General features: G+C 45.4%; 21 protein-coding genes and 1 pseudogene. 1 reads left to right on the top strand and 21 read right to left on the bottom strand.

Annotation, left to right across the window (positions count from 1 at the left end; all coding sequences use genetic code 11):
* Nucleotides 1-88: 88 nt before the first annotated feature.
* From tgt to AAIR98_RS04100, 21 genes and pseudogenes are all read right to left on the bottom strand, one after another.
* Nucleotides 89-1,258: a tRNA guanosine(34) transglycosylase Tgt gene (gene tgt, locus AAIR98_RS04200; protein WP_423970996.1), complete on the bottom strand. Its 1,170-nt coding sequence runs from the start codon at nucleotides 1,256-1,258 to the stop codon at nucleotides 89-91.
* A 153-nt stretch (nucleotides 1,259-1,411) separates the two neighbouring features.
* Complete coding sequence (gene queA / locus AAIR98_RS04195; protein WP_423970995.1) at nucleotides 1,412-2,437, bottom strand: tRNA preQ1(34) S-adenosylmethionine ribosyltransferase-isomerase QueA; 1,026 nt, start codon at nucleotides 2,435-2,437, stop codon at nucleotides 1,412-1,414.
* Between the two features lie 12 nt (nucleotides 2,438-2,449).
* Nucleotides 2,450-3,556 carry a SpoIID/LytB domain-containing protein gene (locus AAIR98_RS04190; RefSeq protein ID WP_423970994.1) on the bottom strand — a complete coding sequence of 369 codons (1,107 nt, stop codon included), beginning with the start codon at nucleotides 3,554-3,556 and terminating at the stop codon, nucleotides 2,450-2,452.
* Between the two features lie 353 nt (nucleotides 3,557-3,909).
* Nucleotides 3,910-4,932, bottom strand: coding sequence for a Holliday junction branch migration DNA helicase RuvB (gene ruvB, locus AAIR98_RS04185; protein ID WP_423970993.1), 1,023 nt, complete (start codon nucleotides 4,930-4,932; stop codon nucleotides 3,910-3,912).
* On the bottom strand, nucleotides 4,929-5,360 hold the full coding sequence (locus AAIR98_RS04180) for a helix-hairpin-helix domain-containing protein (RefSeq protein WP_423972036.1): 432 nt from the start codon (nucleotides 5,358-5,360) through the stop codon (nucleotides 4,929-4,931). Before AAIR98_RS04180 ends, ruvB begins: the two co-directional genes overlap by 4 nt.
* 32 nt (nucleotides 5,361-5,392) lie before the next feature.
* Nucleotides 5,393-5,536 carry an OB-fold domain-containing protein gene (locus AAIR98_RS04175; RefSeq protein ID WP_423970992.1) on the bottom strand — a complete coding sequence of 48 codons (144 nt, stop codon included), beginning with the start codon at nucleotides 5,534-5,536 and terminating at the stop codon, nucleotides 5,393-5,395.
* Nucleotides 5,537-5,736: 200 nt separating this feature from the next.
* Nucleotides 5,737-7,968: a hypothetical protein gene (locus AAIR98_RS04170; RefSeq protein ID WP_423970991.1), complete on the bottom strand. Its 2,232-nt coding sequence runs from the start codon at nucleotides 7,966-7,968 to the stop codon at nucleotides 5,737-5,739.
* 610 nt (nucleotides 7,969-8,578) lie between these two features.
* Nucleotides 8,579-8,863: a SpoVG family protein gene (locus AAIR98_RS04165; protein ID WP_423970990.1), complete on the bottom strand. Its 285-nt coding sequence runs from the start codon at nucleotides 8,861-8,863 to the stop codon at nucleotides 8,579-8,581.
* Nucleotides 8,860-9,762: a 4-(cytidine 5'-diphospho)-2-C-methyl-D-erythritol kinase gene (gene ispE / locus AAIR98_RS04160; RefSeq protein ID WP_423970989.1), complete on the bottom strand. Its 903-nt coding sequence runs from the start codon at nucleotides 9,760-9,762 to the stop codon at nucleotides 8,860-8,862. Before ispE ends, AAIR98_RS04165 begins: the two co-directional genes overlap by 4 nt.
* Nucleotides 9,762-10,817, bottom strand: a complete 1,056-nt coding sequence (locus tag AAIR98_RS04155; RefSeq protein WP_423970988.1) for a toxin-antitoxin system YwqK family antitoxin — start codon at nucleotides 10,815-10,817, stop codon at nucleotides 9,762-9,764. Before AAIR98_RS04155 ends, ispE begins: the two co-directional genes overlap by 1 nt.
* A gap of 55 nt (nucleotides 10,818-10,872) precedes the next feature.
* The gene (locus AAIR98_RS04150) at nucleotides 10,873-11,358 is read right to left on the bottom strand and encodes a prepilin-type N-terminal cleavage/methylation domain-containing protein (protein WP_423970987.1); all 486 of its coding nucleotides are present in this window, start codon (nucleotides 11,356-11,358) and stop codon (nucleotides 10,873-10,875) included.
* Between the two features lie 262 nt (nucleotides 11,359-11,620).
* Complete coding sequence (gene rho / locus AAIR98_RS04145; RefSeq protein ID WP_423972035.1) at nucleotides 11,621-12,877, bottom strand: transcription termination factor Rho; 1,257 nt, start codon at nucleotides 12,875-12,877, stop codon at nucleotides 11,621-11,623.
* Nucleotides 12,878-13,136: 259 nt separating this feature from the next.
* Nucleotides 13,137-13,700 (bottom strand): dephospho-CoA kinase, encoded by a 564-nt coding sequence (gene coaE / locus AAIR98_RS04140; protein WP_423970986.1) that lies wholly within the window; start codon nucleotides 13,698-13,700, stop codon nucleotides 13,137-13,139.
* Nucleotides 13,697-16,287, bottom strand: a pseudogene (gene polA / locus AAIR98_RS04135) (DNA polymerase I). The gene coaE and the pseudogene polA overlap by 4 nt, the downstream one beginning before the upstream one ends.
* 102 nt (nucleotides 16,288-16,389) lie before the next feature.
* A complete protein-coding gene (gene trxA / locus AAIR98_RS04130) occupies nucleotides 16,390-16,710 on the bottom strand; it encodes a thioredoxin (protein WP_423970985.1) in 321 nt (106 codons plus the stop codon).
* A gap of 234 nt (nucleotides 16,711-16,944) precedes the next feature.
* Nucleotides 16,945-18,273 (bottom strand): MATE family efflux transporter, encoded by a 1,329-nt coding sequence (locus AAIR98_RS04125; RefSeq protein ID WP_423972034.1) that lies wholly within the window; start codon nucleotides 18,271-18,273, stop codon nucleotides 16,945-16,947.
* A 396-nt stretch (nucleotides 18,274-18,669) separates the two neighbouring features.
* A complete protein-coding gene (locus AAIR98_RS04120; protein WP_423970984.1) occupies nucleotides 18,670-18,870 on the bottom strand; it encodes a cold shock domain-containing protein in 201 nt (66 codons plus the stop codon).
* Nucleotides 18,871-18,945: 75 nt separating this feature from the next.
* Nucleotides 18,946-19,626, bottom strand: coding sequence for a toxin-antitoxin system YwqK family antitoxin (locus tag AAIR98_RS04115; protein ID WP_423970983.1), 681 nt, complete (start codon nucleotides 19,624-19,626; stop codon nucleotides 18,946-18,948).
* Nucleotides 19,623-20,840, bottom strand: coding sequence for an aminoacetone oxidase family FAD-binding enzyme (locus AAIR98_RS04110; RefSeq protein WP_423970982.1), 1,218 nt, complete (start codon nucleotides 20,838-20,840; stop codon nucleotides 19,623-19,625). The genes AAIR98_RS04115 and AAIR98_RS04110 overlap by 4 nt, the downstream gene beginning before the upstream one ends.
* Before the next feature lies 1 nt (nucleotide 20,841).
* Nucleotides 20,842-22,878, bottom strand: a complete 2,037-nt coding sequence (locus AAIR98_RS04105; protein ID WP_423970981.1) for a phospholipase D-like domain-containing protein — start codon at nucleotides 22,876-22,878, stop codon at nucleotides 20,842-20,844.
* Between the two features lie 224 nt (nucleotides 22,879-23,102).
* Nucleotides 23,103-24,545, bottom strand: a complete 1,443-nt coding sequence (locus AAIR98_RS04100) for a 4Fe-4S dicluster domain-containing protein (protein WP_423970980.1) — start codon at nucleotides 24,543-24,545, stop codon at nucleotides 23,103-23,105.
* Nucleotides 24,546-24,616: 71 nt separating this feature from the next.
* Here AAIR98_RS04100 and AAIR98_RS04095 point away from each other — a divergent pair, with 71 nt between their 5' ends.
* On the top strand, nucleotides 24,617-25,174 hold the full coding sequence (locus tag AAIR98_RS04095; RefSeq protein WP_423970979.1) for a maltose acetyltransferase domain-containing protein: 558 nt from the start codon (nucleotides 24,617-24,619) through the stop codon (nucleotides 25,172-25,174).
* Nucleotide 25,175: the final 1 nt, after the last annotated feature.

Below are 25,175 nucleotides of genomic sequence, written 5' to 3'. Positions count from 1 at the left end.
ATATAATTTTAATTCTATTACCCAAATAAAAACAGGGCCAAAAGACCCATTTTCATTTAGGTCCTTTGGCCCTTACAGTTAATACAAATTATTTATATTTACTTATAACTTCTTCTTTAAGCTGTGTAAAAGTGCCGTTCTTTATGCTCTCTCTCACGCGCTCCATAAGGTTAACAAGAAATCTTATGTTATGTATAGATATCAGCCTGTGACTGGTCAACTCGCCCGCCCTGTATAAGTGTGACAGGTACGCGCGGCTGTAACGCTGGCATACCATACAATCGCAGTTTTTATCCAATGGTTCTTCACTTGTGCGGTGCTCGTTATTTTTTATATTTACCTTACCCTCGCTTGTCATGGCCTGGCCGTTGCGGGCAACGCGCGTGGGCCACACACAGTCAAACATATCCACGCCGCGCTCAATGCAGTTTAAAATTTCTATCGGCGTGCCAAGGCCCATTAAGTACCTTGGTTTACCCTCGGGCAAGTGGGGTATGGTGGCCTCAACAGCCGTGTTCATTTCTTCAAGAGTTTCACCAACGCTTAGGCCGCCTATGCAGTAGCCGTGCGTTTCTAACCCCGCCATATGCCGGGCGGCTTCGGCACGTAAATCAGGGTAAATAGAACCTTGTATAATACCAAACAGTAAGCTGTTGCCGACTTTAAATGACCCGTCCGCTTGCTCAGTAATATCCTGCTCGGGCACGACTTTTTGGTAATGCGCCGCGGCGCGTTCTGCCCAGCGTTTGGTGGTGGCCAGGGCGCCCCTTAAATCAGACTTTTCGGCTGAGTTGGGCATAAGCACGTCAAGGCATGTCCATATGTCAGAACCTATTGCAGCCTCGGACTCTATTACATTTTCAGGCGTAAAAAAGTGTTTGCTGCCGTCGTGGTGTGACTTAAACCATACGCCGTCCTCGGTAATTTTACGCATATGCGCCAGGCTGTGCACCTGAAACCCGCCTGAATCTGTAAGTATACTTCCACTCCAGTTCATAAATTTATGCAGGCCGCCCATTTGCTTAAGCGTTTGGGTACCCGGGCGCAGGTATAAGTGATATGTGTTTGAAAGCAAGCACTCCACACCTATAGATTCCAGGTCCAGCTCATTAAGCGCTTTTACACTAGCCTGCGTGGCCACTGGCATAAAAACAGGCGTATGCACCGCACCGTGTTTGGTATATAAAATACCTGTGCGGGCTTTAGAATGTTTGTCTTTAGCTATAATTTTAAAAGGCGGTGTTAGTTTTTTTGTCATAATTAAGTTTTGTTTCCTGTTTTGTTCTACCATACGCGTTAACACAGCGAGTTAGGCTTGCTGTACGGCACATGTTTGTGTATATTTTGTGTTTAGCACCCTCACCTTTGTCCTCTCCCCTAAAAGGGAGAGGAGAGGAAAAAGGAAATACGGCTACAATATCATCATTGAATCTCCAAAAGAATAAAAGCGGTAATTATTGGCCACCGCCTCAGAATATGCCTTAAAAATAAAATCTTCCGTAGCAAACGTGCTTGCCATGCACAACGGCGTTGAATCGGGAAAATGAAAGTTTGTTATCAGCGCGTCTATACCTTTAAATTTATAGCCGGGGTATACAAACAGGTCCGTCCATTTACTGCCCGCCTGCGTTATGCCGTTTTCCGTAAAGCTTTCCAGCGTTCTTGTGCTGGTTGTACCTACGCCAAACACTCTGCCGCCGTTTGCGCGCGCGGCGTTAATTTTGGCCGCAGCTTCCGGCGTTACCTCGGCCAGCTCCGGCAGCATTTTATGCTGGGTAGGGTCGGTCTTTAAAGGTTTAAATGTACCCCAGCCCACGTGTAAAGTTATGTGTACAACGCTTACGCCTTTATCCTCAATTTTACGCAACAGCTCAGGCGTAAAATGGAAGCCCGCCGTAGGCGCGGCTATAGAGCCTTCGTGCTCAGCGTAAACTGTTTGATAGCGGGCTTTATCGGTAGCAATACTGGCGCTCATACCATCATGCTTACGGGCTTTTTCAATATATTGCGGCAGCGGCATAAGGCCGTGCGTGTGCGCGTAGCCAAGCACGTCGTCATTATTAAATTTTAAAATAGCCTCGCCATTCTCATTGTGCCCGGTCATGGTCGCGGTAAGGCCGCCGTCAAATATTATTTCGCCCCCCTCTTTATAGTCACGCATAAGGGCAGTCCATTCAGCCGGGTTTTGCAATGGGCGCACAAGCAGTACTTCAATTTTACCGCCGGTAGTTTTGTGGCCAAGTAGTTTAGCGGGAAATACTTTAGTATCGTTTATAACCAGGCAGTCGCCGGGGTTAAAGTAGTCTGCTATATCACGGAAAACTTTATTTTCTATGGTTTGGGTACTGCGGTTAAGCACCATAAGTTTGGCGCTGTCGCGCGGTTCGGCCGGGGTACGTGCAATATTAATAGCTAAATCTCTAAATCTCTCAAACATTTTTACTCACAATTATAACTTTGAAATTTTGGCGCCGGGGTAGAATGTGGCTAAAATATCTTTGTATTTCTCGCCCTTTTTGGCCATGCCGTGCGCGCCGTCTTGGCACATGCCGGTACCGTGGCCGTAACCGCGGCCGCTAAACTCGTACCCGCCTGAAACTTTTTTAATACTTGTAATATGGCAGCTTTTAAATCTGGTGGAACCGATGGCGATTCTAAAATCATTACAGGCAATTTTTTTAGTGCCGCCGGCCGATGATTTTATTTGCAGCTGTGTGGCGCGGCCGTTGGATGTCTTTTTACTTATGGTTACGCCGCTGAGTGTGCCTTTTACACCTTGTTTTGCGCCCGCTTTTACTATTTGGTCATTAGTAAAAGTTCTCTTCCAGGTAACGTTTGCGCTGTGCCCGCAGGAGTTACATGTCGCGCCTTTTAAAGGTTTAATATCCGCCGCCGCGCCGCCCCAGGGCAGCGGGTCTGTATGGCCACCGCAGTTGGCATGGTAATAAGTGTAAAAAAGTTTACCGTCATGTTTCAACACTTCGTTCTTAGTATCATCCACCGCTTCTTTTACGGACGGATATACTTTGGCCGAACCTTTATACATCTGGCTTCTTACATCTGCGTATAAATCAAAGTTTTTATTAACGGGTGTTTCCAGCGTTTTTGCGGTATATGTTCTGGCGGCGACAGCTTGCGCTTTAAGCGCTTCTATGTGCCAGGAGTGGCTCATCTCATACGGTAAAACGCCGTAGAGGTATTGTTCCATTTTAGTTTCTTCTATAACATTAAATTTTGTTTTACCGGGGGACAAAATAATATCGCCCGTATACCCGTTGCCGCCAATAGTAAAAATGGTTTTTTTGCGGGGTTTTATAATAATATTACCATCAGCCTTTACTGTGCCTGCTTTAATAGTACCGCCGCTTATAGTAACATCAAATGTGCCGCCCTGTTTAAGCTTATATTTTTTGCCTGTTTTGGCTACGGTTATTATAAAAGGGCCGCTGGCTTTAATTTCCTGCTTGGAAGAGTTTTCAACAATTAATATTTTAAGCGCGAAAGAGTTTGCGCTTAAAAAAACTACGGTTAAGGTTAAAATTATTTTTTTAATCATTTTATAAAGTCTTCCTTATATTTTCTCCCTTTCGTAAAGGGAGTGGCAGTAATGCCGAGGGATTTATCACGCTGCGTAGCAGCTTACTATAAAATGCCGTTATGAAATAAGGGTGGTTACAAACTCAAACCCCTCCCCCGCTTGGCGGGTACTCCCCTTTTAAAAGGGGAGAAATAATATGCCAGCCTGTTACCTTGACGGCGTGCTACATTAAATCCCTCCTCCCTCCGGGGTACTTCCTTTACAAAAGGGAGAAAACGGCAAAAATACCCTCACCTGCTTTGCCGCAGGCTGCTATGCAGCCGAACAACGCGGCAAAACTTCCTCTCCCCTAAGAAGGAGAGGATAAATATTTAAAACAGCATGCCCTCGGGTGAGCGTTTGCCCAGGTGGTCATACGCCTTTTTACTGGCTACTCTGCCGCGCGGCGTGCGTGCTATAAAGCCGGCTTTAATTAAATATGGTTCAATAACGTCGGTCAAGGTATCAACACTCTCGCTTACGGCTATGGCCAGGTTATCTACGCCTACGGGGCCGCCGCCAAATTTATCTATAAGCGCCTCAAGTATACGCTTGTCCATTGTGTCTAAGCCCTCGGCGTCTATGTCTAAAGACTGCATGGCGATGTCGGCAATGTCAGAGGTAATTATACCGTTGCCTTTGACCTGCGCAAAGTCACGCGCGCGCCTGAGCAAACGGTTTGCCACACGCGGGGTACCGCGTGAACGTGCGGCTATAGCCTCCAGGCCTCCGCGCTCGGCGCTTATGTTCAGCAGGCGCGCGCTGCGTTCAAGAATATCGGCTATCTCTTTTATCTCATAAAAATTAAGGTTAAAAACTATGCCAAAGCGGTCACGCAGCGGCCCGGTCAACAGACCCGAACGTGTTGTCGCGCCAACAAGCGTAAAACGGGGAACAGAAAGTTTAAGCGTGGTTGAGCCCGCGCCTTTGCCTGTATTAATAAAAAAGTTAAAGTCTTCCATAGCCGGGTAAAGCGCTTCTTCTACGGCCGGGTTAAGGCGGTGTATTTCGTCTACAAACAAAATATCACCCTCTGAAATTTCTGTAGTGAGCATGGCGGCAAGGTCGCCCGGGCGTGACAGAACGGGGCCGGAAGTTGTTTTAATATTAACGCCCATCTCTTTAGACAAAATATTTGCAAGCGTTGTTTTGCCAAGGCCCGGCGGGGAATAAAACAAAGTATGGTCCAGCGCCTCTTTACGTTTTTTGGCGGCGGTAAGAAAGATGTGCAGGTTGTCTTTTAAAGACTGCTGGCCCACAAACTCGCTAAGCGAGGTGGGGCGCAGGGCGGCATCTAAACTGTTTTTTTCATCTGTGCTTGGGTTTAAATCCAAGACTTCATTGTAGCTGCTCATTTTTTAAGTATCCTCAGCGCTTCGCGCACATTATGTTCTACGCTTTCTTTACTAAGACCTTGGGTAACCAGCGCCTCAAGCGCTTTTCTGCTTTCCTGCGGCGAGTAGCCAAGCGCCGTTAGCGCGGCCATAACCTCGCTCATATACGGCACATCGTCCGCCAGTTTTATTTTGGGTGTGCCCGCTATGGTAACGGCGTCCATTTTGCCGTCGAGTGAATGGATAAGTTTTTCGGCCGTTTTGGCGGTAAAACCAAATATAGCGGTTAAAATTTTAGGGTCTTTTTTGACGATAGCATTATGAAAGTCCGCCACGCTTCTAAGCGCTTTGTTAAGGTATTCCAGCGCCTTTTTTGCGCCTGTATTGGGTATAGACGCGCGGAAAAGCGACCACAGCTCTTTATCCTCTTTAGTTAAAAAGCCGTACAGTACAGTGCCGTCGTATGGGGAAATAGACTCCGCTATATAAAGCGCGGTTTGCCCCCCTCCTCTAAAGAGGTGGCGGACACCGGGGCGCAGTTAACTTCATACCCCACGCCGTTAACCAGCAGAATAAGACTGTCTTCTTTAAGGGTTAAAATGTCCCCTTTTAAATAAGCTATCATACCTCATTTTACATTTTTTTATGGGGGATGTCTTAGCTTAAATTAATGGTTTTACATGGCTTACATATAGGGCATTTATAATGCGCTCGTACCTAGCTTCATTAATCTCCTCCCCTTTTTGCTAAAGCAAAAAAGTACTCCTCTTACGAAGAGGAGAAAAAACTGCTCATCTTGAAGTTAGAATTAAAGCGCATAAAAAATTACCAGTTTAGGTTTTCTATTATGGGTTTTACGTTTCTTTTGGCTTCTTGGTACATGGCGCTACGGGTGTCGCCGTTTATTATGCCTATGCCGTAATAGTACCAGAACAACATTGTAAAATCATACACTACAATATTAAAGTTGCCGGCAAAGTTTTCTAACCTCATGAGCGGGGTATAAAAACTTTTTGTTGAGTCTATATTAAATTGCACTCTGTAACCAAAATCGGTTGTTTCCAGGTTAGGGTCATCTACGGGTTCTAATTTGCCGGGGCCGTACTGCGGCACAAAGGTTTTGCCTTTCTCAGGCATTATACCCACAACACCGTTTGCTTTATTGCCCATAAGCTGGCTGATTACGCTTTCTATAAGGCCCCTGTTAAGCGCGACTTGCTCGTACCTGTTAGAGACGGTAACGGTGGATGTGTCGTTAATAATACCGTAAAGTTTGTTTATAAGATAGTCAACCTGCTCAGCCTTATACGCCGGTACGCCTTTTATTTTAAGTGTGTAGTGCGTGCTCATGCCTTTTCTTACATGGTTGGTGTAGTGGGGCGTCATTTCATATTTATAGTCGGGATAATCTCTGTTTAGCCTGCTTGCGAAAACAGCGGCGTAGTTAATAAGCGCGGCGTACTTTACGCTTGGCGTGTAGTAGGAGGAATGAGGCTGAAGCTCGCTATATTTTCTAAGCGCGGCATTTGATTTGCCGTAGGCGTTTTTGGACAGCATATTAAGTATAGTCATAGCCCTGCCTATAAGCACATAACCGGGCTGAAAAAAGCTGCCAGCGCGCTCTTCAAACGCCGTATCATAAGTATTTTCCCTGCGCTGTTTAGCGGCCAGACGCATGATAGCGGCGTCTATAGCGTCCACACGCTGGGCGGCTGTTTGCTGGTTAACAAGTATGGCCTCCAACACCAAAAATCCCCTTATGGTATTAACATGGTCATTGCCGTATTCGCCCTCAAGCTCGCTGAGTAAATTGTTTATGGTGACAACAGGTTGTATAGTGGTGGTACCGTTAAAGCGGTTTTTTACAATTTCCACACGGTCAATAAGCGCCAGATTATATGTGGCCAGCCCGGCTATAAGGCAGGTGGAACCCGCGCTGCCTATATTTTCCTCTATGTTCAGGCGGAAGTTGCCCCTGTCTTTAGGTGTTAAAAGCATATGCTCAATAACGCTAAATACCGACCCGCCGCCTGTAATGTTATTTTGCGAAATATCAAGGTAGTCGGCTGTTTGTCTGCCGGATTTTTCCAATACATTATAATTGTTGCTGTGGCGGCGGTGCGCTATGTTAACGTAGCGGCTGGTAGGGTAATTGTGAACGCCGCCCGGTTTTCTGGCGGTAAAGCTGTAATCGCACTGCCTTATGGCACGCAGTTTTTTAAGTTCAGACACAATTTTATTTTTGTTTTCCCCCGTTGTAAGCGCGGCCATGTAACTGCCTATGTCACGCATAACGCCGCTGCCTAAAATATAACGGCCCTCATCGTAACCTTCATCAAACATAAGCGTGTAAAGTGAGGCCAAGACAAACACAACATCGTCGGTGTCGCCCTGCTGCAAGGCTTCAATAGCTATGCGGGCGTACTCGTTAGCTATTTGTTTAAGCTTTTTGGCTTGCATAGGGTCATTGTCACGCGCCAGAACTTTGGCAAATTGTTCAATCTCAATTTTAAGCATGACTATATATGGCAAAGCGTGATAGTGATACGCCAGGTTGTATAAAATATGGTTGCTTACAATAAGCCTGTCCTGCCCGCGGTAACCAGCCAGTTGGCCGTCTATAAGAAATGCGCCGTCGCCTAAATTTTGCACAACAATATCGCCATATTTACCCAGGCCTATGCCGTTGGCGCCAAAAGAAAACTGCGGCAGATCTGATTGTAGTTTTTCTGCAATGGTCGGTGGTAAAAGTTCCTCTGTAATGTTTTCTTTTTTAACACGGGCGTTTACTTCTTTAGAGGCCTTTTGGGCGGCGGCTTTAATGCGGGCGTTTTTATTAAAGTATTCATGCGTGCCTACAGGGTCATTTTTCATATCAATTTTAAATGTAGGCAGCTGTGATGCGGGAATTTTAATAGCGTCCGTCTGTACCGTAATATCTTTTTTAGGGTCATAGGCGGGCACTTTGAGTTTGCTCCAATCCGTAGTTTGGGCAAAAAGATTGGCGCACATTGATGTTAGTATAAACAGCGTTGTTGTTTTATTTAATATTCCCATGCTTAAATATTAAGCAAATATGACGGCGGCAGCCAGGGCCAAAAGACCCAAAGGCGTCTGGGCCCTTTGGCCCAGCCAAGACTAAGCTATTTGGGTAAGATACCCAGCCAAGTATTTCTAATAGGACCCTCACCTGCTTTGCCGCATTTTGCTTCGCAAAAAAACAACGCTGCAAAACTTCCTCCGCATCCTTTTATATATGCATGCTACGCTACCCCTAAAAGGGAGAGGATATCATTAGTGCCGTGAAGCCGTATTCCGGTTTGTAGTTATAGGTGCCGTTATGAAAGTGAATTTTTAAAATGGGTATTTACTAAATCTGCACATCCAGGGGCCCCGAAGATTTGAGTGGATTTTTTACTTTTCCATGTTTCGGGCACACTTGTCCGTAGCGAGCAAAGCGAGTGAAGTGTGTGTCCAAACATGGAAAAGTAAAAAATCCGCCAAAGCTTTGGGGATTGTTCTTGCCCGAAGGGCAAGAACAAAAAAGCCGGCGTCTAAAAGACGCCGGCTTTACGTAAAAGTTTCCGGACTAGGATTCGAACCTAGAATGAGCGGACCAAAACCGCTAGTGATACCATTTCACCATCCGGAAGTAAAAGGACTAAGGCTAAGCATCAGACTGGGAAGATTTCCCGCCGTTTTTTAATTCTTCTTCATATGCTTTAAGCACATTAGTTTCCAGATACTCCCTGAACTCCTGGTTTATCGGGTGGACCATGTCTTTGTGTGAGCCGTCGGGCAGCTTTCTTGAAGGCATGCATAAAAATACCCCTTTGGTGCCTTCCACAATCTTCATGTTCCTTACCACAAAAGAATCATCAAACGTAACGCTTGCGAATGCCTTTAAGCGGTCTTCCCCCATGAGATGAATCCTGATTTCCGTTATTTTCATTTTAAACCCTCCCAGAGTTGCGTAAGAAATACTACACTTCCCCGATTTTTCAGTTCCATGGTTAATTTTACTGCATCTTGCTCTAAGTCAAACAGAGCAAAAACTGTTGAACCTGAGCCGGACATCATAGCTGCCGGCGCAGCTTGGGTGTTCATAAAAACTTTCAAATCAAGTACTTCTCTCTGGGCGGGAAAAACTACTTCTTCAAGTCTATTATATATCAAATCTTTCCATGCGGAAATTTGTTTTCCCTCGCTTAAGGCAAATATAATTTTATCAAGCTTAACAACGCTTGTCAACACTTCTTCTTCTTTAGGAAGAGAAAGCCCCGCGAACACATTCTTGGTGGGAATGTGCACATTGGGGTAACTAAGCACTACGTGCGGCATGGCGCCGGCAACTTTAACGGGGGTCAATTTGTCGCCGATACCCTCCCCTTTTAGCACGGCCTCGTCATATAAAAATAACGGTACGTCCGCGCCAAGCTTGGCGGCCAAGGGGATGATATTTTTAAAATCTATTTTATAATGATTACAAAGCGTTCTAAGTAGGCACCCCGCGTCCGAAGAGCCGCCGCCAAGCCCCGCACCTGTAGGTACCTGCTTATCCAGCGTGATATCACATTTGGCGGTTATATTAGCGTACTCAAAAAACCTTTGCGCGGCTTTATAAACCAAGTTATCAGGCCCCGCGGTTATAACGCCCGCGTAAGGGCCTGTAAGGGTAACATTAATTTCTGTTTTGGTATTTGGGGTAAGAGTAAGTGAAATATTGTCGCCAAATTTAAGCTTGGCAAACAGGGTGGCTAACTCGTGGTAGCCGTCCGGCCGGCGGCCGGTAACTTCTAAAAACAAATTTATTTTAGCGGGGCAAAAAATATTGTAAGAAACTTCACTCATCACACCGCCCCTCTCTTTCTTACTTTTTCGCCAAATTTGTAATGCTCTTGCAGTACTATCTCACCGCTTTTATCGTAAACCGTTTTTTCGCCCTCTAAAAGGCCGTGCTGGTAATGCTCTTTAAGGTACAGCTCGCCGCCGGGATAGTAGGCCAACCTGTCCCCCTCAAGCTGCGCGTTTACGTACATTTCTTTATACCAAACCCCGCCGCTGGGATAGTAGAAAATCCTGGCGCCGTTATAAAGGCCTTTTTTGTAGTTTTCTTCTATGCTCAAGATGCCGCTTTCAAAAAACACTTCTCTTTTACCGTCCAGCTTGCCTCCGTCATAGTGTTCCACCACGCGCTCTTTGCCGCTGGGGTAATACCCCACTCTGCGGCCTTCAAGACGGCCATTTTTATAAAGAGAAGTTTCTTTAGATTTTTCATTATTTAAATAGTTGTAATATATGGCGCTGCCGTCCACACGGCCATTGACATAATTTTCCTTTACAACCAGCCTGCCAAACTCATCGTATCTGGAGAACGGGCCTTCCATCACGCCGTCTTTATAGGTGGCCTCTGTCCTTATAATGCCGTTCTCGTGAAATTCTTTAATTATGCCGTCCGGTATTTTACCCGATATTAGGGCGCCGTCCATTAAGGCACAACGGGCGACCTCGTCACCCTCGTTAAAAAATATTAAACAATCTTTTTCTTTAGTATAAACCAAACCGTGTTTAAGGTATTCTTTATCTTCTTCCTGTTCTGCGGCGGCTTTGTCAGATTCTTTGGGGGCTTCAATAATACTTTGCAGCTCACCGTCTTTATACTCTTCCGTTATATTTACGGTACCGGTATTAACATTTATTACCTGCAGGCGGCCGTCAAGTTTGCCGTCCCTGTAATGTTTTACGGTTTCTATAGTGTCTAAAATTTCTATAACTTCACCGTCTGGGATGCGGCCGTCCGTATGCACAACAAAACCGTTATCGTCCAGAAACTCCTGGGCTATGGGTAAGGCTCTGTAATAAATTTTTTTATCTTTGGTTGCTACTGATATTATTTTCTCGTTCATATGAGTATTATAATAAAAAAGGCGGCACTTTAAGCCGCCTTTTTATTAAATTTAATTAGCGCGCCCCATCTACAATTTCTACCGAGTAAAGGTCCGGCACCATCGCGCAGACATTTTTGCCTGTAGCGTTGTCATTGTTATAGCAATAGTTGGTCGTAGCATTTGTGTTTGTTACTTCCTGCAGTTCCAGTTCGTACAGCGTTTCGCTGCCTCTATCTCTGGTAACGTCAACACCGCAAACCTCACCGTCACAGTAGAAACTATAATTAAAGTTTTTAGTTTTATAAATATTTGCGCTTGTCCAGGTGCCGCCGGTAAGGTCAATATCCATAGCGTCGGCTATGGTTTCGCCGTCTTTTGGCACCGCGCCGGCCAGTTCCATTCTGTCAACGGCGTCTCTGTAAGATTTTAAAACCAAAAACATTTCCGCCGCTCTAGACTTTTCCACAGCCTTTGTATACTGCGGCAAAGCGATAGCGGCCAGTATGCCAATGATTAAAACAACAACTAAAAGCTCAATTAAAGTAAAACCCTTTTTCATATTATCTCCTTTTTACTATAAATATTATAGTAAAAAACAATAAGTACCGTTAAGCATCATTCCATTTTGCCGTTATAAATGCCGTTCTAAGGGGCCCCGAAGATTTGAGTGGCTTTTTGACTTTTCCACGTTTCGGGCACACTTGCCCGCAGCGAGCGCAAGCGAGTGAAGTGTGTGTCCAAACGTGGAAAAGTCAAAAAGCCGCCAAAGATTTGGGGAATAATAATTAAAAACCCCTGCTGGTTGGCAGGGGTTTTAATTATTATAAGCTGGAAACTTCCATTTGTTTTAGGAAGTCTTTGTTTGACTTACTGGCAACTATCTTGTCTCTAAACAGCGTCATAGCGTCGACTGCTGTGAGCGGGGCAAGAACTTTGCGGATGATCCACACTTTGTTAAGCTCATCTTCAGTAAGCAACAAATCTTCTTTTCTGGTGGAGGAGCGGTTAAGGTCAATAGCGGGGAATACTCTGCGGTCGGAAAGTTTTCTTTCCAGGCAGATTTCGCTGTTGCCGGTACCTTTAAATTCTTCAAAAATAACTTCGTCCATACGGCTGCCGGTTTCCACAAGCGCGGTGGCTATAATGGTGAGAGAGCCGCCCTCTTCCATATTTCTGGCGGCGCCCAAAAACCTTTTGGGGCGCTGGAGCGAGGTGGCCTCTAAGCCGCCTGTAAGCACACGGCCGCTGGACGGCGTAACCGTGTTGTAAGCGCGGGCCAAGCGGGTGATAGAGTCTAACAATATTACTACGTCTATGCCTTGCTCTACCAGCCTTTTGGCGCGTTCTAAAACCATCTCGGCCACTTGTACGTGGCGCTCGGGCGCTTCGTCAAAGGTGGAGGCTATAACTTCGCCTTTAACGCTGCGGCTCATGTCGGTTACTTCCTCAGGGCGTTCGTCAATTAACAGCACCATAAGTTTAGCATCTTTATAATTGGTAGTGATAGAGTTTGCTATAGACTGCATCATCATGGTTTTACCCGTTTTGGGCGGGGCCACAATAAGCGCGCGCTGCCCGCGGCCTATGGGGGCCATAAGGTCTATGATGCGCTGAGTAACGTCGTTTTTATCAAGCTCAAGCGTAAACCTTTTGTTAGGGTGAAGCGGTGTTAAGTTGTCAAAGAAAGGGCGGTTGTAAATTTTTTCCACTTCCATATCGTTAACTTTTTGCACCTGCAGCATGGCAAAAAATCTTTCGCCTTCTTTAGGCGGGCGTATAAGGCCCTCAATATTGTCGCCTTTTCTAAGGCCAAAGCGTTTTATTTGCGAGGGTGAGACGTAAATATCCTCAGGTCCCGCCAGGTAGTTGTTATCCTCTGAGCGTAAAAAGCCAAAACCGTCCGGTAAAATTTCCAGCACGCCGCCGCCATATATAGAGCCATTTTGCTTGGCCTGTATGGCTATGATTTTGCCTATGAGCGCCTGCTTTCTAAGGCCGGAAATTTCCTCAATATTTAAGTTGGTGGCAAGTTTGGTAAGCTCGGCTATGCTGAGTTTGTTTAACTCTCTGGCGTCCATAACTTTGGCGCCGTTTGGCGTGCGCTGCACGCTGTTGCCATTGCCGTTACCGTTAGAACCGTTGTTGTTGGGGCGGGAGAAATTTTTTCTGTCTTTAAAATCTTTATTCTCTCTTACTTCTTTTTGGTCCTTAACTTCTTTTTCTTCCTTAGGGGCCTCTTTAACTTCTTTTGTTTCTTTAACTTCTTTGGCCTCTTTGGGTTCTTTTACTTCAACTTTTTCTTCTTGAGATTTACCTGTCATAACACTCCACTCGTAACTACTTTTTTAATATTTTATACAGCCTTTTTATTTTTACTTCTAAATCTTTTACCGTGCCGTTATTATAAACAACGATATCGGCCCTGCTCATTTTTTTGGCGCCGCTTAACTGCGCCGCGCTACGCGCGGCAAAATCTTTTTTAGTCATACCGCGTGATTTGATACGCTTTTCAAGCGTTTTTTCATCCGCCGCCATACATAAAATAATGTCAAAATATTTTTCCACGCCGCCCTCAAAAAGTACGGGCGCTTCCAAGACAATTATTTTTTTATCGGTTAATTTTACCAGGCGCGACGCCTCCCTCATAACCATGGGGTGCAAAAGCGCTTCAAGCTTTTTCCTTTTAGCGGGCGTTGTAAACGCCTGCGCGGCAATTTCGGCTTTGTCTGTTGTTTTAAAAATTTTGAAAATTTGTTTTTGTACTGCCGGGCGGGACTGCAACTCATGCACTATAGCGTCTGAACTCATAGTATAGGCGCCAAGTGCCTCAAATATTTTAAGCGCGGTGCTTTTGCCGCTTAGTATGGTGCCTGTTAAACCTATTTTTATTTTGGCTGTCATAGTTTTAACTTCTCCATTTCATACCAGTTGGGGCCGGCCTTGGCTTCCGCCAGTAACGGCACGTGCAATGTGACGGCGTTTTCCATCATGTGTTTAATAACTTTGGCCTCAGCCTCCAGCATATCAGCGGGCATTTCAAATATAAGTTCGTCGTGCACCTGTAAAAGTAATTTTACTTTAGTGCCCAGGTAGTGATTGTAAATATCTAACATCGCTTTTTTAATAACATCCGCGCTGCCGCCCTGCACTATTGTGTTAATAGCCGCGCGTTGGGCAAAAGATGACATTTGCGCACTGCCCATTTTAAACTCAGGTAAATATCTTATGTGACCCATTAAAGTTTTTACGTAACCGTGCTCACGTGAAAGGGCTATATTTTTATCTATCCATTCACGCACAACTTTGTAGGCGGCAAAATAACTGTCTATATATTCCTTAGCTTCACGCATAGGTATGTTAAGCACCTGGCTAAGCCCCATGGGGCCCTGGCCGTAGATAATACCAAAGTTAATAGCCTTGGCCGATGAGCGCATTTCAGGCGACACCATCTCACACATTACGCCAAAAACCTCGGCCGCTGTTTTGGTGTGAATATCGCCCCCTCTCTAAGCGCGTTTACAAGCACAGGGTCTTGCGACTCATGCGCCAACAGCCTTAAATCTATTTGTGAATAGTCCACGCTCAGCAGCACATTGCCAGGGTCGGCCGAGAAAGCGCGGCGCAGCATACGGCCCTTGGGCGTGCGTATGGGAATATTTTGTAAATTGGGGCTGGAGCTGGACAAGCGGCCCGTAACGGTACCCGTCTGGTCAAGGTAAGTATGCACACGGGAGTGCTCGTCCGCCAAAGCTATAAGGTTGTCTACGTAAGTTGATTTAAGTTTAGCGTTGGCGCGGTATTCTAAAATTTTGGGTACTATGGGGTGCAAGTTGATAAGCTGCTGCAGGCTTTCTTCGTCAGTGGAATAACCTGTTTTTGTCTTTTTTATTGAAGGCAGGTTAAACTGCTCAAACAAAAGCACGCCAAGCTGTTTTGGCGAGTTAACGTTAATTTCTTTACCGGCAAGTTTATTAATATCGGTCTGCGTTACAAGTATCTCGCTTTCAAGGGTTTTTGAAAATCTTTCCAGCCACGGCACGTCAACCAAAACGCCCAGCTCTTCCATAGATAGCAGTACGGAGGCCAACGGCATTTCCATCTCTGTATATACCTTATATTGGTCGGCCTCTTTTAGGTCTTCTGTAAGAATGTTTTTAAGGCTCCAGGCAAAATTATTTTGCGCTATTAAAAACTGCGCTTCGCCCTCGGGTTCTATGTTGGCGTCCAAAAATCTGGCGCAGAGGTTTTTAAAGCTGATGTCGGCCCCGGGGTCCATACAATAAGCCGCAAGGCGCAGGTCAAAACAGTTTATTATACCGTCCGGCATTATGCCTATGGCACGCAGCGTGAATTTCATGTCATAGCTTATTTTTAAAATGTTTTTGTCTTGGCAAAGCTTGTCGATTAATTTAAGTTCGACGTCAGACAGAGAATCTAAATCTTTAAGAGAAAATGTTTTATCGTCCGCGCCTATTATAACGTAGTTTTCTTCCGTCTGTATAAACATGCTTTCTTTTATTTTAGCGGCTACGCTTTCAAGCGGCTCGCTATCAGGCATGGAGGCAAACAGCACCCCGTCATCTTTTTGCTGCGGGGCTGGCGCGGGTATGCCGGGGCCAAAGGCGGCCTGCATGTTTTTAAATTCATATTTGGCAAATAAATCAGCCAGCACTTTAGCGTCGGGCGCGGTGACTGCTGTGTCTTCTATTTTAAAAGGAATTGTTAAGGTTTCGTCTAAGGTTACTAACTCTTTGGAAAGTAAAGCTACGTCTTTTGAAGCTAAAATCTTTTTTTGCGCGGCAGGTTTAATTTGCGGGTTGTTTTCCTCGGCACTAGCAATAATATTTTCCAGCGAACCAAAGGTGTTAATAAGATCCGCCGCTGTTTTGGGTCCCAGGCCCGCTATGCCCGGCACATTGTCTGAACTGTCGCCCACTATGGCAAGGTAATCTGTAAGATATTTTTGTTCAACGCCAAATTTTTCTTTAACATATTCCGGGCCTCTAAGCGGCTCTTTGGCGGAGCCTTGCGGCCATAGTTTAATGTGCTCGTTAAGTAATTGGTAAGAGTCTTTGTCTGAGGTGGCGATAACGGCGTCGCCGTTTTCGGCTTCAGTTTGTTTGGCCACGTAGCCTATAATATCGTCCGCTTCAATACCGCTTTCGGCGTAAACTTTAAAACCCATTTTTTCTACCAATTCTCTTGCCAGGCCAAGCTGCGTGATAAGCGCGTCGTCAGGTTTTTTGCGGTGCGCTTTATAGTCCGCGAAAAGCGCTTTTCTTTTTGTGCTGCCGCCGGCCGAGTCAAAACATACCGCCGCGTACTGTGCGTTTTTATCTTGTTTAAGTTTAAGCAGCCAGCGGGCAAAACCGTACAGCGCCCCTACCTCTAACCCCTGAGAGTTTGAGAGCTTAGGAAGTGCGTGGTAATTTCTGTGCAGGAAATTATGCGCGTCTACAATGTATACAGTTTTTCTGTCTTGTGACATAATTATATTGTTATTGGATTTTGATACGGGGTAAAGTTTGGTATATTTTACCGGCCTGCCCAAACAGGCCGGTAACATGCTTATATAAGTATAGTATTAGAATTAAAGAAGAGCGTCAAGCTGTTTTTTTACTTCTTCTTTTGTTTGCAGGCCTACCATTTGCCCAACGGGCTGGCCGTTTTTAAAGAATATTACTGTAGGTATTGATGAAATGCGGTAATCATTACAAACTTTGGCGCCTTCATCAGTATTAAGTTTACAAATCTTAGCTTTGCCTTCGTATTCTTTTGCTATCTCAGCCACTGTGGGGCCGAACATTTTGCAAGGGCCGCACCAGGTTGCCCAAAAATCTACCATAGCAACGCCGGAATATTTTAAAACTTCAGCTTCAAAGTTGTCATCTGTCAAATTAATTTCGCTCATAGAGCCCCCTTAATCATATTGTACAAGGGTCCGCCAAAACAGCGGACCCTCACAGAATACCAGAACTTAGCAAAATTGTCAAATGCAAAATTTCCACGCTATTGTTTGAATAGTATTTATAAAGCTGTAGGGGCGGAACTTGTCTCCGCCCGCATAAAGCGGTAGATGTCTACGTCGACGCGTTGGCGCGTCTCCTCAACATGACTTTATTTATAAAAATATTACAGCCGGCTATTATTTAGCCGTAATATCTATGCGGCGCCACCTGCCACGGAGGAAACGCGCCAACATTATTATAGCCGTTATCAAAGCGTAGAAAGTAAGCCACAGCCATACTGTAAGAACTTCTTTTTTAAGCACGTACACTATATAATACGTACCCGGCACCAACAATACCCAGCCGCACAGCGCCATTACAATCATGTGGAACTTAGTGTCGCCGGCGCCGCGTATAGCGTCGCCAAATATTAGGTAAGTGCAGTCAAACAATACAAACATTGACACTATGTTCATAAGCGGCATGGCCAGGCGGGTAATTTGCTCGGCGTTTTGCGCGTTTTCAGGCAAAAAGAAGCCGATAAAAAACCTGGGGATAAAGAAGAACAGCAGCCCCAAAACACCCGCGTAAACAAAGCCCATCTTGCTGGCGTTTTTAACAACTTCCACAACCTGGTCGGGCCGTTTCATGCCCATATAACGGCCTACTACCACCTGCACGCCAAGCCCCAGGCCCAGTATAGGCATAAACGAAAGGCTTTGCATAGACATAACAATATTGCTTGCCGCCAACGACATCATATCCAAGTGGCCCACCATAAATGTGAACATGCTAAATGAAAGAATGTCCATAAAAAAGCCGAAGCCGTTGGGTATGCCATAGCGTATAAGACGCAAGAAAGCAGGTTTATAAAAGCCCGCCAAACGGGTAACCTTAAACTGTTTTTTATTTTTTTGCGTGAATATAAATACAGAGTAACACGCTATCATAGCCACGTTAGCCATAACGGTGCCCACGGCCGCGCCGCCAATGCCTAACTGCGGCATGCCGAATTTACCAAAAATTAAAATATAGCTGAGTACAAGGTTAACCACGTTACCCACAAGGCTGACAGCCATGGGAACGGTAGTTTTACCACGGCCTATAAAGAAAGCGGCCAAAGCGCTGTTTAAAATAACAAACCCGCCAAAGGAGTTTAATATGGCAAAGTAAGTCTTTTCAAACGCTACAACCTCAGGCGCGTGTTTAAAGGCGTCTATAAGCATAAAGCCCAGCGGGGTAAAGCCCGCTATAAGCACGCCTGACACTACGGACACTATAATCCCCTGCCATAGTGAAATAGAAATATTGGCGCGTTTCTTTTTGCCGTCGTACTGCGCCACAAAAACACCTGTGTATGACGCTATGCCCATAAACAGGGCCGTAAACGTAAACGCGAGAGAGCCGCCCGGTACGCACGCGGCAAGCGCCTCCGGTGAATACCAAGACAAGAATACTCTGTCTGTAAATTGCATTATTACTGCGCAAGCGTTAGTGATGATAAGGGGGTAGGATACTAGCCACAACTCTTTAATACTGGTTTTTTGCTTCAATTAATTTTCCTCTTTACGGAGTCAGCTCCGTGAAGTCAGTTTAGAAAAAAGAGCCCCAGCTGCGTAGCAGCCCGGGACTCTAAGAGTCTGTCGACGCGATTTATACGCTTGCGCTGCTAAGATTTTTAATAAATTTTAATTTTCTTTATGACAAGCATAGCCAAAGCTATGTACGGAATAAAAAAATTAAAATTTATTAAAAAGCTGCCGCAGCCCGTAGGGTTGTTTCAAAATTAGCTTATTTTTCATTTTTTTTGCTGGAATATAGCTTATGCTATACCCACACGCAAAAGAAAATGTAAAATAAGCTAATTTTGGAACAACGCAAACGTATAAATCGCGTCGACAGACTCTCGGAAAAAAGTCAAATTATTTTCTAACGTTGACGGCTTTGGGACCTTTGTCAGATTCCACAATGTCGAACTCAACATCTTGACCTTCAGCTAAGGTTTTAAAACCGTCGCCTTGGATTTCCTGATAGTGAACAAAGAGGTCTTTAGAGCCATCTTCGGGGGTTACGAAGCCGTAACCTTTTTGGTCGTTAAACCATTTTACTTTTCCTTTTGCCATTTACAATTACTTCCTTTTTACGTTGATATAGGTTTTATTCAAACCTTACTAAATTGTACCATAAAAAAATTAATTTTAAACGCTTCTTTTAAAAACAAGCGCACCGCGTTCAAAGTACCATTCTTCCAGCACATGCCCGTCCTCACTGTACTTTTTGGCGGTACCGTTTGCCTTACCGTCACTATAGGGGGAGATAAGCGCTATTGTGCCGTTTTTGTGGTAAATAATTTTATCTCCCACCAGCTTATCTTTTTTGTAAAAACTCTGGGAGTGTATAAACCCGTTTTCAAGGTAGGTTACGCTGCGCCCGTCCAAAAAGCCCTCGCTGTATTCCGACATTTCCAGCAGCGCGCCGTTGGAGTAATACTTTTTTTGTTTGCCTGTCTGTATGTCTTCCCTATAGGCAAGCTCTTTTTGCAACAGGCCGCCCGGGTAATACACGCGCACTACGCCGTGCAGCAGGCCGTCTTTATATTCCTTTTCCAAATGTATTACGCCGCTTTCAAGGCGGGTGCGGCTCATGCCGTTGCGTTTGCCGCTTTTATAGGGGCACTCAAAAAACACTTTGCCGTTGTCATAAAATTCTTTAACCGTACCGTCGGGTATTTTGCCGTCAAATTCAAGGGTGTCCATGGTCTCGTTCAGTATCTCTGTAGCTACTTTCTTTTTGCCCACAAAATACTCGCGCCGGTAACCTTTTTTACCCGCGCCTAGAGATTCCAGTTTTCTTACTATTACCTTTTCCTCATCCATCATAAAAGAATACTCCTCGCACAAAGGTGCCCGCAGCCAAAAGCGAAATGTAAGTTCATGCCGCCGCTTTTAGCGTCCGCGTCCAGCATTTCCCCTAAAATATAAAGTCCCGGTACTTTGGCGGACTGCAGCGTAGCGCAGTCAACTTCCGTACCCGGCACGCCGCCTGCCGCGGCGTAAGCGTCAGCCCAAGAAACCGTTGGGGCGCATATGGCGGGCCAGGCCTGCATTGTTTCTATAATATTAGCAAAATTTTCATCTTTTATACGCCCTGTAATAATGTTTTTATTTATACCTAAATAGTCCAACAGTACTTCCGCCACATTTTCATGCAGCAGACCTATAAAAAAGTCTTTTATCTTTCTTTGCGGGTGATATTTTTGGCGTTTGTACATCATACTTTTAAAATCCCCCGGTTTTGCGCCCGGAAAAAGGTTAACCGTAATCTCATGGTTATTAGAAATGTCGCCGTTTATAAGGCGGCTTAAGTTAAGCGCGGGTATACCGCTGAGCCCCTTGGCGGTAAACATAACTTCCCCCTCTTCCTTATATATACGCCCGTTAAAGCGCAGAGTTAGATGGCAGTCCTGCCTGACGCCGTGCATTTTGGCAAAAGGGTTTTGCTTTAAAGCGATTGGCGTAAGAGCGGGAGAAACAGTAGTAATTGTATGGCCCAAACTTTTGGCCAAAGCGTAACCCGCGTCGGTACCGCTTGCCTGCGGGAAAGCGGGCGAGCCGCACGCCAGCACAACCTTTGCGGCGTGGTAAGTTTTATCCCCCGCTTTTACGGTAAAGATATCTTGCTTGGTAATAGAGTCAACTTTAACACCTGTAAAAATCTGCCCCCCTGCCTCAGTCACGGCGTACTCAAGCGCATTGGCCACGGCAGTGGCTTTACCTGTGGCGGCAAAATAACGGCCGTCGCTTTCTTTTTTAAGCACAACGCCTATACGCATGAGAAATTCAACAGCGTCTTTCGCGTTAAATTTTTTAAGCACCTCCGCCACCAGGTCTTTATCGCCGTAATAATCGGCAAGTTTTACGTTTTCGTTGGTGGCGTTACAGCGGCCGTTGCCGCTGACAAGTATTTTGCGCCCAACCTGCTCACGCGCTTCCAAAATGGCAACCTTGCGCCCGCCGCGCGCCAGCAGTACGCCGCAGGTTAACCCCGCCGCGCCGCCGCCAACAATAATTACGTCAAAAGTGTTTTTTGTCATGTTATGCCTGTAAAGAAATTGCCGCTAAAAAGTAGTCTTGCGAGGTAAGTTCCAAAGGCTCCGTTATCTCTTGCGACACAGCAAAATCTTTTTGGAACAAACGCTCATTAAGCTCCTCAACAAACTTAGGGTCGTCCACGCCAAGGCTCATCTCGCCGTTAACAAACAAACTGTATTTATCAAAATTGGCCGAGCCCACGCAAGCCCACCCGTCATAAATTGCAGCCTTAACGTGCGACATAGTGGGGTAATAGTACACCCTTATACCGTTAGCCAGCATGATATTGGTTTTTACCCTGTTATTGGCGTCCATCATACCTATATCATTTTTAGAGGGCAATATCACGCGTACGTCCACGCCGCGCTGGCGGGCGTTGATAAGTTCTTTTACTATTCTGTTGTCAGAGAAGTAAGCGTTTTGAATATAAATTCTTTTTTTAGCGCGTTTAATGGCTTCTAACTGCGCGGTAAAAATATCGGGCCTGCTAGGTTTGGTGTAAAGCGGCCGCACGTCTATCATATCATCTTCATAGTCATGCTTAAAACACTCGTTACAATCCTCACTGGCCATAACGGCCGCTTGGGCAAAATCGCCGCCGGGCCCGGAAAAAGCCCAGGCGCGTTCAAAATCATTTTTCAGTTTGGTTACTATGGGGCCCTCCAAAGATATCATCATATCATGCCAGGTGTAGCGGTACTCTTCGCCAAAGTTCATGCCGCCGGTATAGGCAAGGCGTTCGTCTATAACTATAACTTTGCTGTGGTCAACGCTGGCTAAAATATTGGGGCGTGTGCGTACCTTAACTTCGGATTCTTCTTTAAGATATTGTTTAATGCCGGGCATAACATAATCTTTAGAGTGCGGCATTTCGGGCGCTTTTGTCCAGTTAAGTACTGTGTTAATTTCGTCAATAAGCACTCTTGTTTTAATATCGTGGTTAGAGGCGTTTTTAAGCACATCGGCTATGCTAAGGCTGTAAGGGTCTGTTTTAAAAATATAGATTCTTACGTCCACAGACTCTTTGGCCTTTTGCACCTCTTCTATAAAATCAGGAAAAAACTCCTCCCCGCCTATTAATAACTTAGCTCTGGCTTTGTAGGTTTCTTTACGGGTTTTTCTGTCAAGAACTTTTGAGAATTCTTCCAAATCCATCATCTGGTCCCCGTCATATAAGGGTGGTACATCGTAACTTAAATTTTTTATCCCCGGCGATAATGTGGCGTACATAAAAAAGTATCCGCTGGAAAGCAAATTATGCACAGAAGTAAACGGCGCTTTAACTACGCCTATAAAATTGCTTTTAATAAAAAAAGAGTACAGCATATCCACAGAAAATCCTACCGGCGAAATCTTTTTTTGTACTTTATAAAAATCCGGCAGTTCAATGGCGGACACAAACTCGCGCTCGGCGTCTACATATATATAAGGGATTTGCGCGGCCACACGGTCTATGGGGATAACAAATTTTGTAACGCCGGGGTAGTCGGCTTTTAAGATTTCTGTAAAATATTTATTAACGCCTTGTCGCAGTTCTTTCTGTTTCTTTTTGCCCAGGATTGTTATGTTAAGCGGCACCTGGCCGGGTTCGTTAAGTTTAATTTCGCCGTTTGTATCACGGTATAAAACAACATCTCTTAAATCTGTAACCAGCAGGTATCCCGTGCCGTGGTCTTGCGGCGCCATTTCCGTCATCTGGCGGCGTACAGCCTGTTCAAACACGTCACCCAGCATATAAACTTTTTCTTTTTTTGCGGCGTCCATTTCAGGCAGGGTTTTTACGGCTTTGGCCTCTATGGTGGCGTTTTTCTTTTTAAGTTCTTTACCCTCTTTAGGCAGTTTTGCTATAAGCGCGAAATCTACCCCGCTGTAAGTATATGTAAAATACAAAGCCCCCTCATATACAAAAACTTCTTTAGGCTCAATACTGGCGCTTTCTAAAGACTGCACGGTATCTTGCTTTTTATAAACGCTGTGGCAGGCGCTAAGCAGCGCCACCAGCAAAAAACATGTGATTATTTTAAATACTCTTCTATACATAAATATATTCTAGTTAAAATTTCCCCCGTTGAGAAGTATTATTAAATTACTGCCGTTATATTCAGGGGCCCCAAAGATTTGCGTGGATTTTTGACTTTTCCGCGTTTCGGGCACACTTGTCCGCAGCGAACTGTGCGGGTGAAGTGTGTGTCCAAACGCGGAAAAGTCAAAAATCCGCCAAAGATTTGGGGATAAAAAAGCCCGCTTAAGCGGGCTTTTTTAAATTACTTTTCTTGCTCAGTCGCGTATTTTTCTACTTCTACGGCTGCCTGTATCTTATTTTTAATAACATCAGGCCCGCCGACGCAGCCGCCAAGGCAGCTCATAACCTCAATAAAGTTATGGGGGCAGGAGCCCTTGCAGTAGGCTTTGAGTTTGAAGATAGTTTTTTCGTCAACGCCGTTGATAATCTCGGCATTTATGCCAAGGGGCCCGCGCGCGGCTTCACGCACGGCTTTGGTAACGCCGCCGGCTAACGGGAACCTTAAGGACGCCGCGTTAGGACGTTTGTCCAGCTTAGCTTCCTCAATAGTTTCAAAGTTAACATCTTTGGCGGTGAATATGGCGTAAAGCTCTTCAAAGTTAAGCACGTAATCCACCAACGGGTCTACCTGGCCTTCCTTACGTTTGGAAAGGCAGGGGCCCACAAATACGGTAACGGCCTCAGGCATTTCTTTTTTAACAAGTTCGGCCGTGTAGTGCATAGGTGTGGCGGTATGCGAGACAAAAGGTTTAAGCTCAGGTATATGCTTTTGCACAAGCCTTAGGTAAGCGAAACAGCAGGAGCTTGTCATAAACTTTTCGCCCTTTTCTATAACTCTTTCTTTAAATTCTTTGGCCTCGTTAGCGGCGGTAATTTCCGCGCCGTAGGCAACTTCATACACAGAGTCAAACCCAACGGCTTTAAGCGCGGAGGTAAGTTTGCCCATGCTTACGCCAAACTGGCCCGCTATTGCTGGGGCTATCATGGCGACAACAGGCTTTTTGTCTTTAAAAGAGCGCAGTACGTTAAGCAGCTGGCTGCGTTCCATAACGGCGCCAAACGGGCAGGACTTCATGCAGCGCCCGCAGCTTATGCAGATAGAATGGTCTATTACGGCGTGGCCCTTTTCGTCTTTCTTAATAGCTTTTACGGGGCAGGCGTCTTCGCACGGTACATTAAGTTTTAATATAGCGCCGTAGGGGCAAGCGTTTTTACACTTGCCGCAGTTTTTGCATTTGTCAGGGTCAATCCTGGAACGGCCGTTAACCATGCTTACGGCGCCGAAGGGGCACTCTGAAATACACGGCCTGGCTAAGCAGCCTTGACAGACTTCCGTTACTAAATATTGTGATTTTACGCACGCCTGGCATGCGGACCTTAAAATTATAAGCAGTTTGCCCTCGCCGTTTTTGAGATCCTGCTGCTCTGACACGTACTCGTTAAGATGGCGGGACTCGTCTACTTCATTTATAGAATACCCCATAGCGGCCAGCACGCGCGACGACAAAATAGCGCGCTCTTTAAAAACGCAGCATCTAAACTGCGCTTCGGAGCCGGAGGGGATTATGTTAAACGGAATTTTGTGGATATCTCTTTCCAGGGTACCGTTAAAAAACATCTTGGAAATTTCCACCAGAACTTCTCTCTTAAAATGTTCTGAATTATTAGCTTTTCTTTTTATCATATGTATATATTATAGCTTTTTGGAAGTAAATTTTAAAGGCGCCGGCGGCGCAAATATTATAATATAGCGGTATGAAAACAGAAAAAGAAAAAATGCTGGCCGGGCAAGCATATACCGCCAATGACCACGAACTTAAAACACTACTTAAGCACGCGCGCGAACTTACGCGCAAGTATAACCAAACGCTTGAGGGCGACCTTGTAACCAGGCGTGAGATTTTAGAAAGCCTGTTTGGCGCCGTGGGTAAAAACGTTTATGTGGAACCGTCTTTTAAATGCGACTACGGCTTTAATATTTTTATAGGGGATAATTTTTACGCCAACTTTGACTGCACCATACTTGACGTATGCAAAGTGGAAATTGGCCACAACTGCCTGCTTGCCCCCGGTGTGCATATTTATACCGCAACGCACCCATTAAACTCAGCCGACAGGGCGGCTGGCGTTGAGTTTGGCAAGCCGGTAAAGATAGGCAATAATGTGTGGCTTGGCGGCAAGGTAATAGTTAACCCGGGCGTTACGATAGGGGACAATGTTGTGGCGGCGTCGGGCGCGGTAATAGTAAAAGACGTTCCAAGCAATGTACTTGTAGCGGGCAACCCCGCCAAGATTATAAAAACTTTGGAGTAAA

The sequence above is a fragment of the Elusimicrobium simillimum genome (assembly GCF_049639735.1).
Taxonomy (GTDB): Bacteria; Elusimicrobiota; Elusimicrobia; order Elusimicrobiales; family Elusimicrobiaceae; genus Elusimicrobium; species Elusimicrobium simillimum.
This window is presented reverse-complemented; position numbering and strand designations above follow the sequence as displayed.

Coding starts and splice junctions, on each gene's coding strand:
- tgt (WP_423970996.1), bottom strand. CDS start 1,258: ATGACAAAAAAACTAACACCGCCTTTTAAAATTATAGCTAAAGACAAA.
- queA (WP_423970995.1), bottom strand. CDS start 2,437: ATGTTTGAGAGATTTAGAGATTTAGCTATTAATATTGCACGTACCCCG.
- AAIR98_RS04190 (WP_423970994.1), bottom strand. CDS start 3,556: ATGATTAAAAAAATAATTTTAACCTTAACCGTAGTTTTTTTAAGCGCA.
- ruvB (WP_423970993.1), bottom strand. CDS start 4,932: ATGAGCAGCTACAATGAAGTCTTGGATTTAAACCCAAGCACAGATGAA.
- AAIR98_RS04175 (WP_423970992.1), bottom strand. CDS start 5,536: ATGATAGCTTATTTAAAAGGGGACATTTTAACCCTTAAAGAAGACAGT.
- AAIR98_RS04170 (WP_423970991.1), bottom strand. CDS start 7,968: ATGGGAATATTAAATAAAACAACAACGCTGTTTATACTAACATCAATG.
- AAIR98_RS04165 (WP_423970990.1), bottom strand. CDS start 8,863: ATGAAAATAACGGAAATCAGGATTCATCTCATGGGGGAAGACCGCTTA.
- ispE (WP_423970989.1), bottom strand. CDS start 9,762: ATGAGTGAAGTTTCTTACAATATTTTTTGCCCCGCTAAAATAAATTTG.
- AAIR98_RS04155 (WP_423970988.1), bottom strand. CDS start 10,817: ATGAACGAGAAAATAATATCAGTAGCAACCAAAGATAAAAAAATTTAT.
- AAIR98_RS04150 (WP_423970987.1), bottom strand. CDS start 11,358: ATGAAAAAGGGTTTTACTTTAATTGAGCTTTTAGTTGTTGTTTTAATC.
- rho (WP_423972035.1), bottom strand. CDS start 12,877: ATGGACGCCAGAGAGTTAAACAAACTCAGCATAGCCGAGCTTACCAAA.
- coaE (WP_423970986.1), bottom strand. CDS start 13,700: ATGACAGCCAAAATAAAAATAGGTTTAACAGGCACCATACTAAGCGGC.
- trxA (WP_423970985.1), bottom strand. CDS start 16,710: ATGAGCGAAATTAATTTGACAGATGACAACTTTGAAGCTGAAGTTTTA.
- AAIR98_RS04120 (WP_423970984.1), bottom strand. CDS start 18,870: ATGGCAAAAGGAAAAGTAAAATGGTTTAACGACCAAAAAGGTTACGGC.
- AAIR98_RS04115 (WP_423970983.1), bottom strand. CDS start 19,626: ATGATGGATGAGGAAAAGGTAATAGTAAGAAAACTGGAATCTCTAGGC.
- AAIR98_RS04110 (WP_423970982.1), bottom strand. CDS start 20,840: ATGACAAAAAACACTTTTGACGTAATTATTGTTGGCGGCGGCGCGGCG.
- AAIR98_RS04105 (WP_423970981.1), bottom strand. CDS start 22,878: ATGTATAGAAGAGTATTTAAAATAATCACATGTTTTTTGCTGGTGGCG.
- AAIR98_RS04100 (WP_423970980.1), bottom strand. CDS start 24,545: ATGATAAAAAGAAAAGCTAATAATTCAGAACATTTTAAGAGAGAAGTT.
- AAIR98_RS04095 (WP_423970979.1), top strand. CDS start 24,617: ATGAAAACAGAAAAAGAAAAAATGCTGGCCGGGCAAGCATATACCGCC.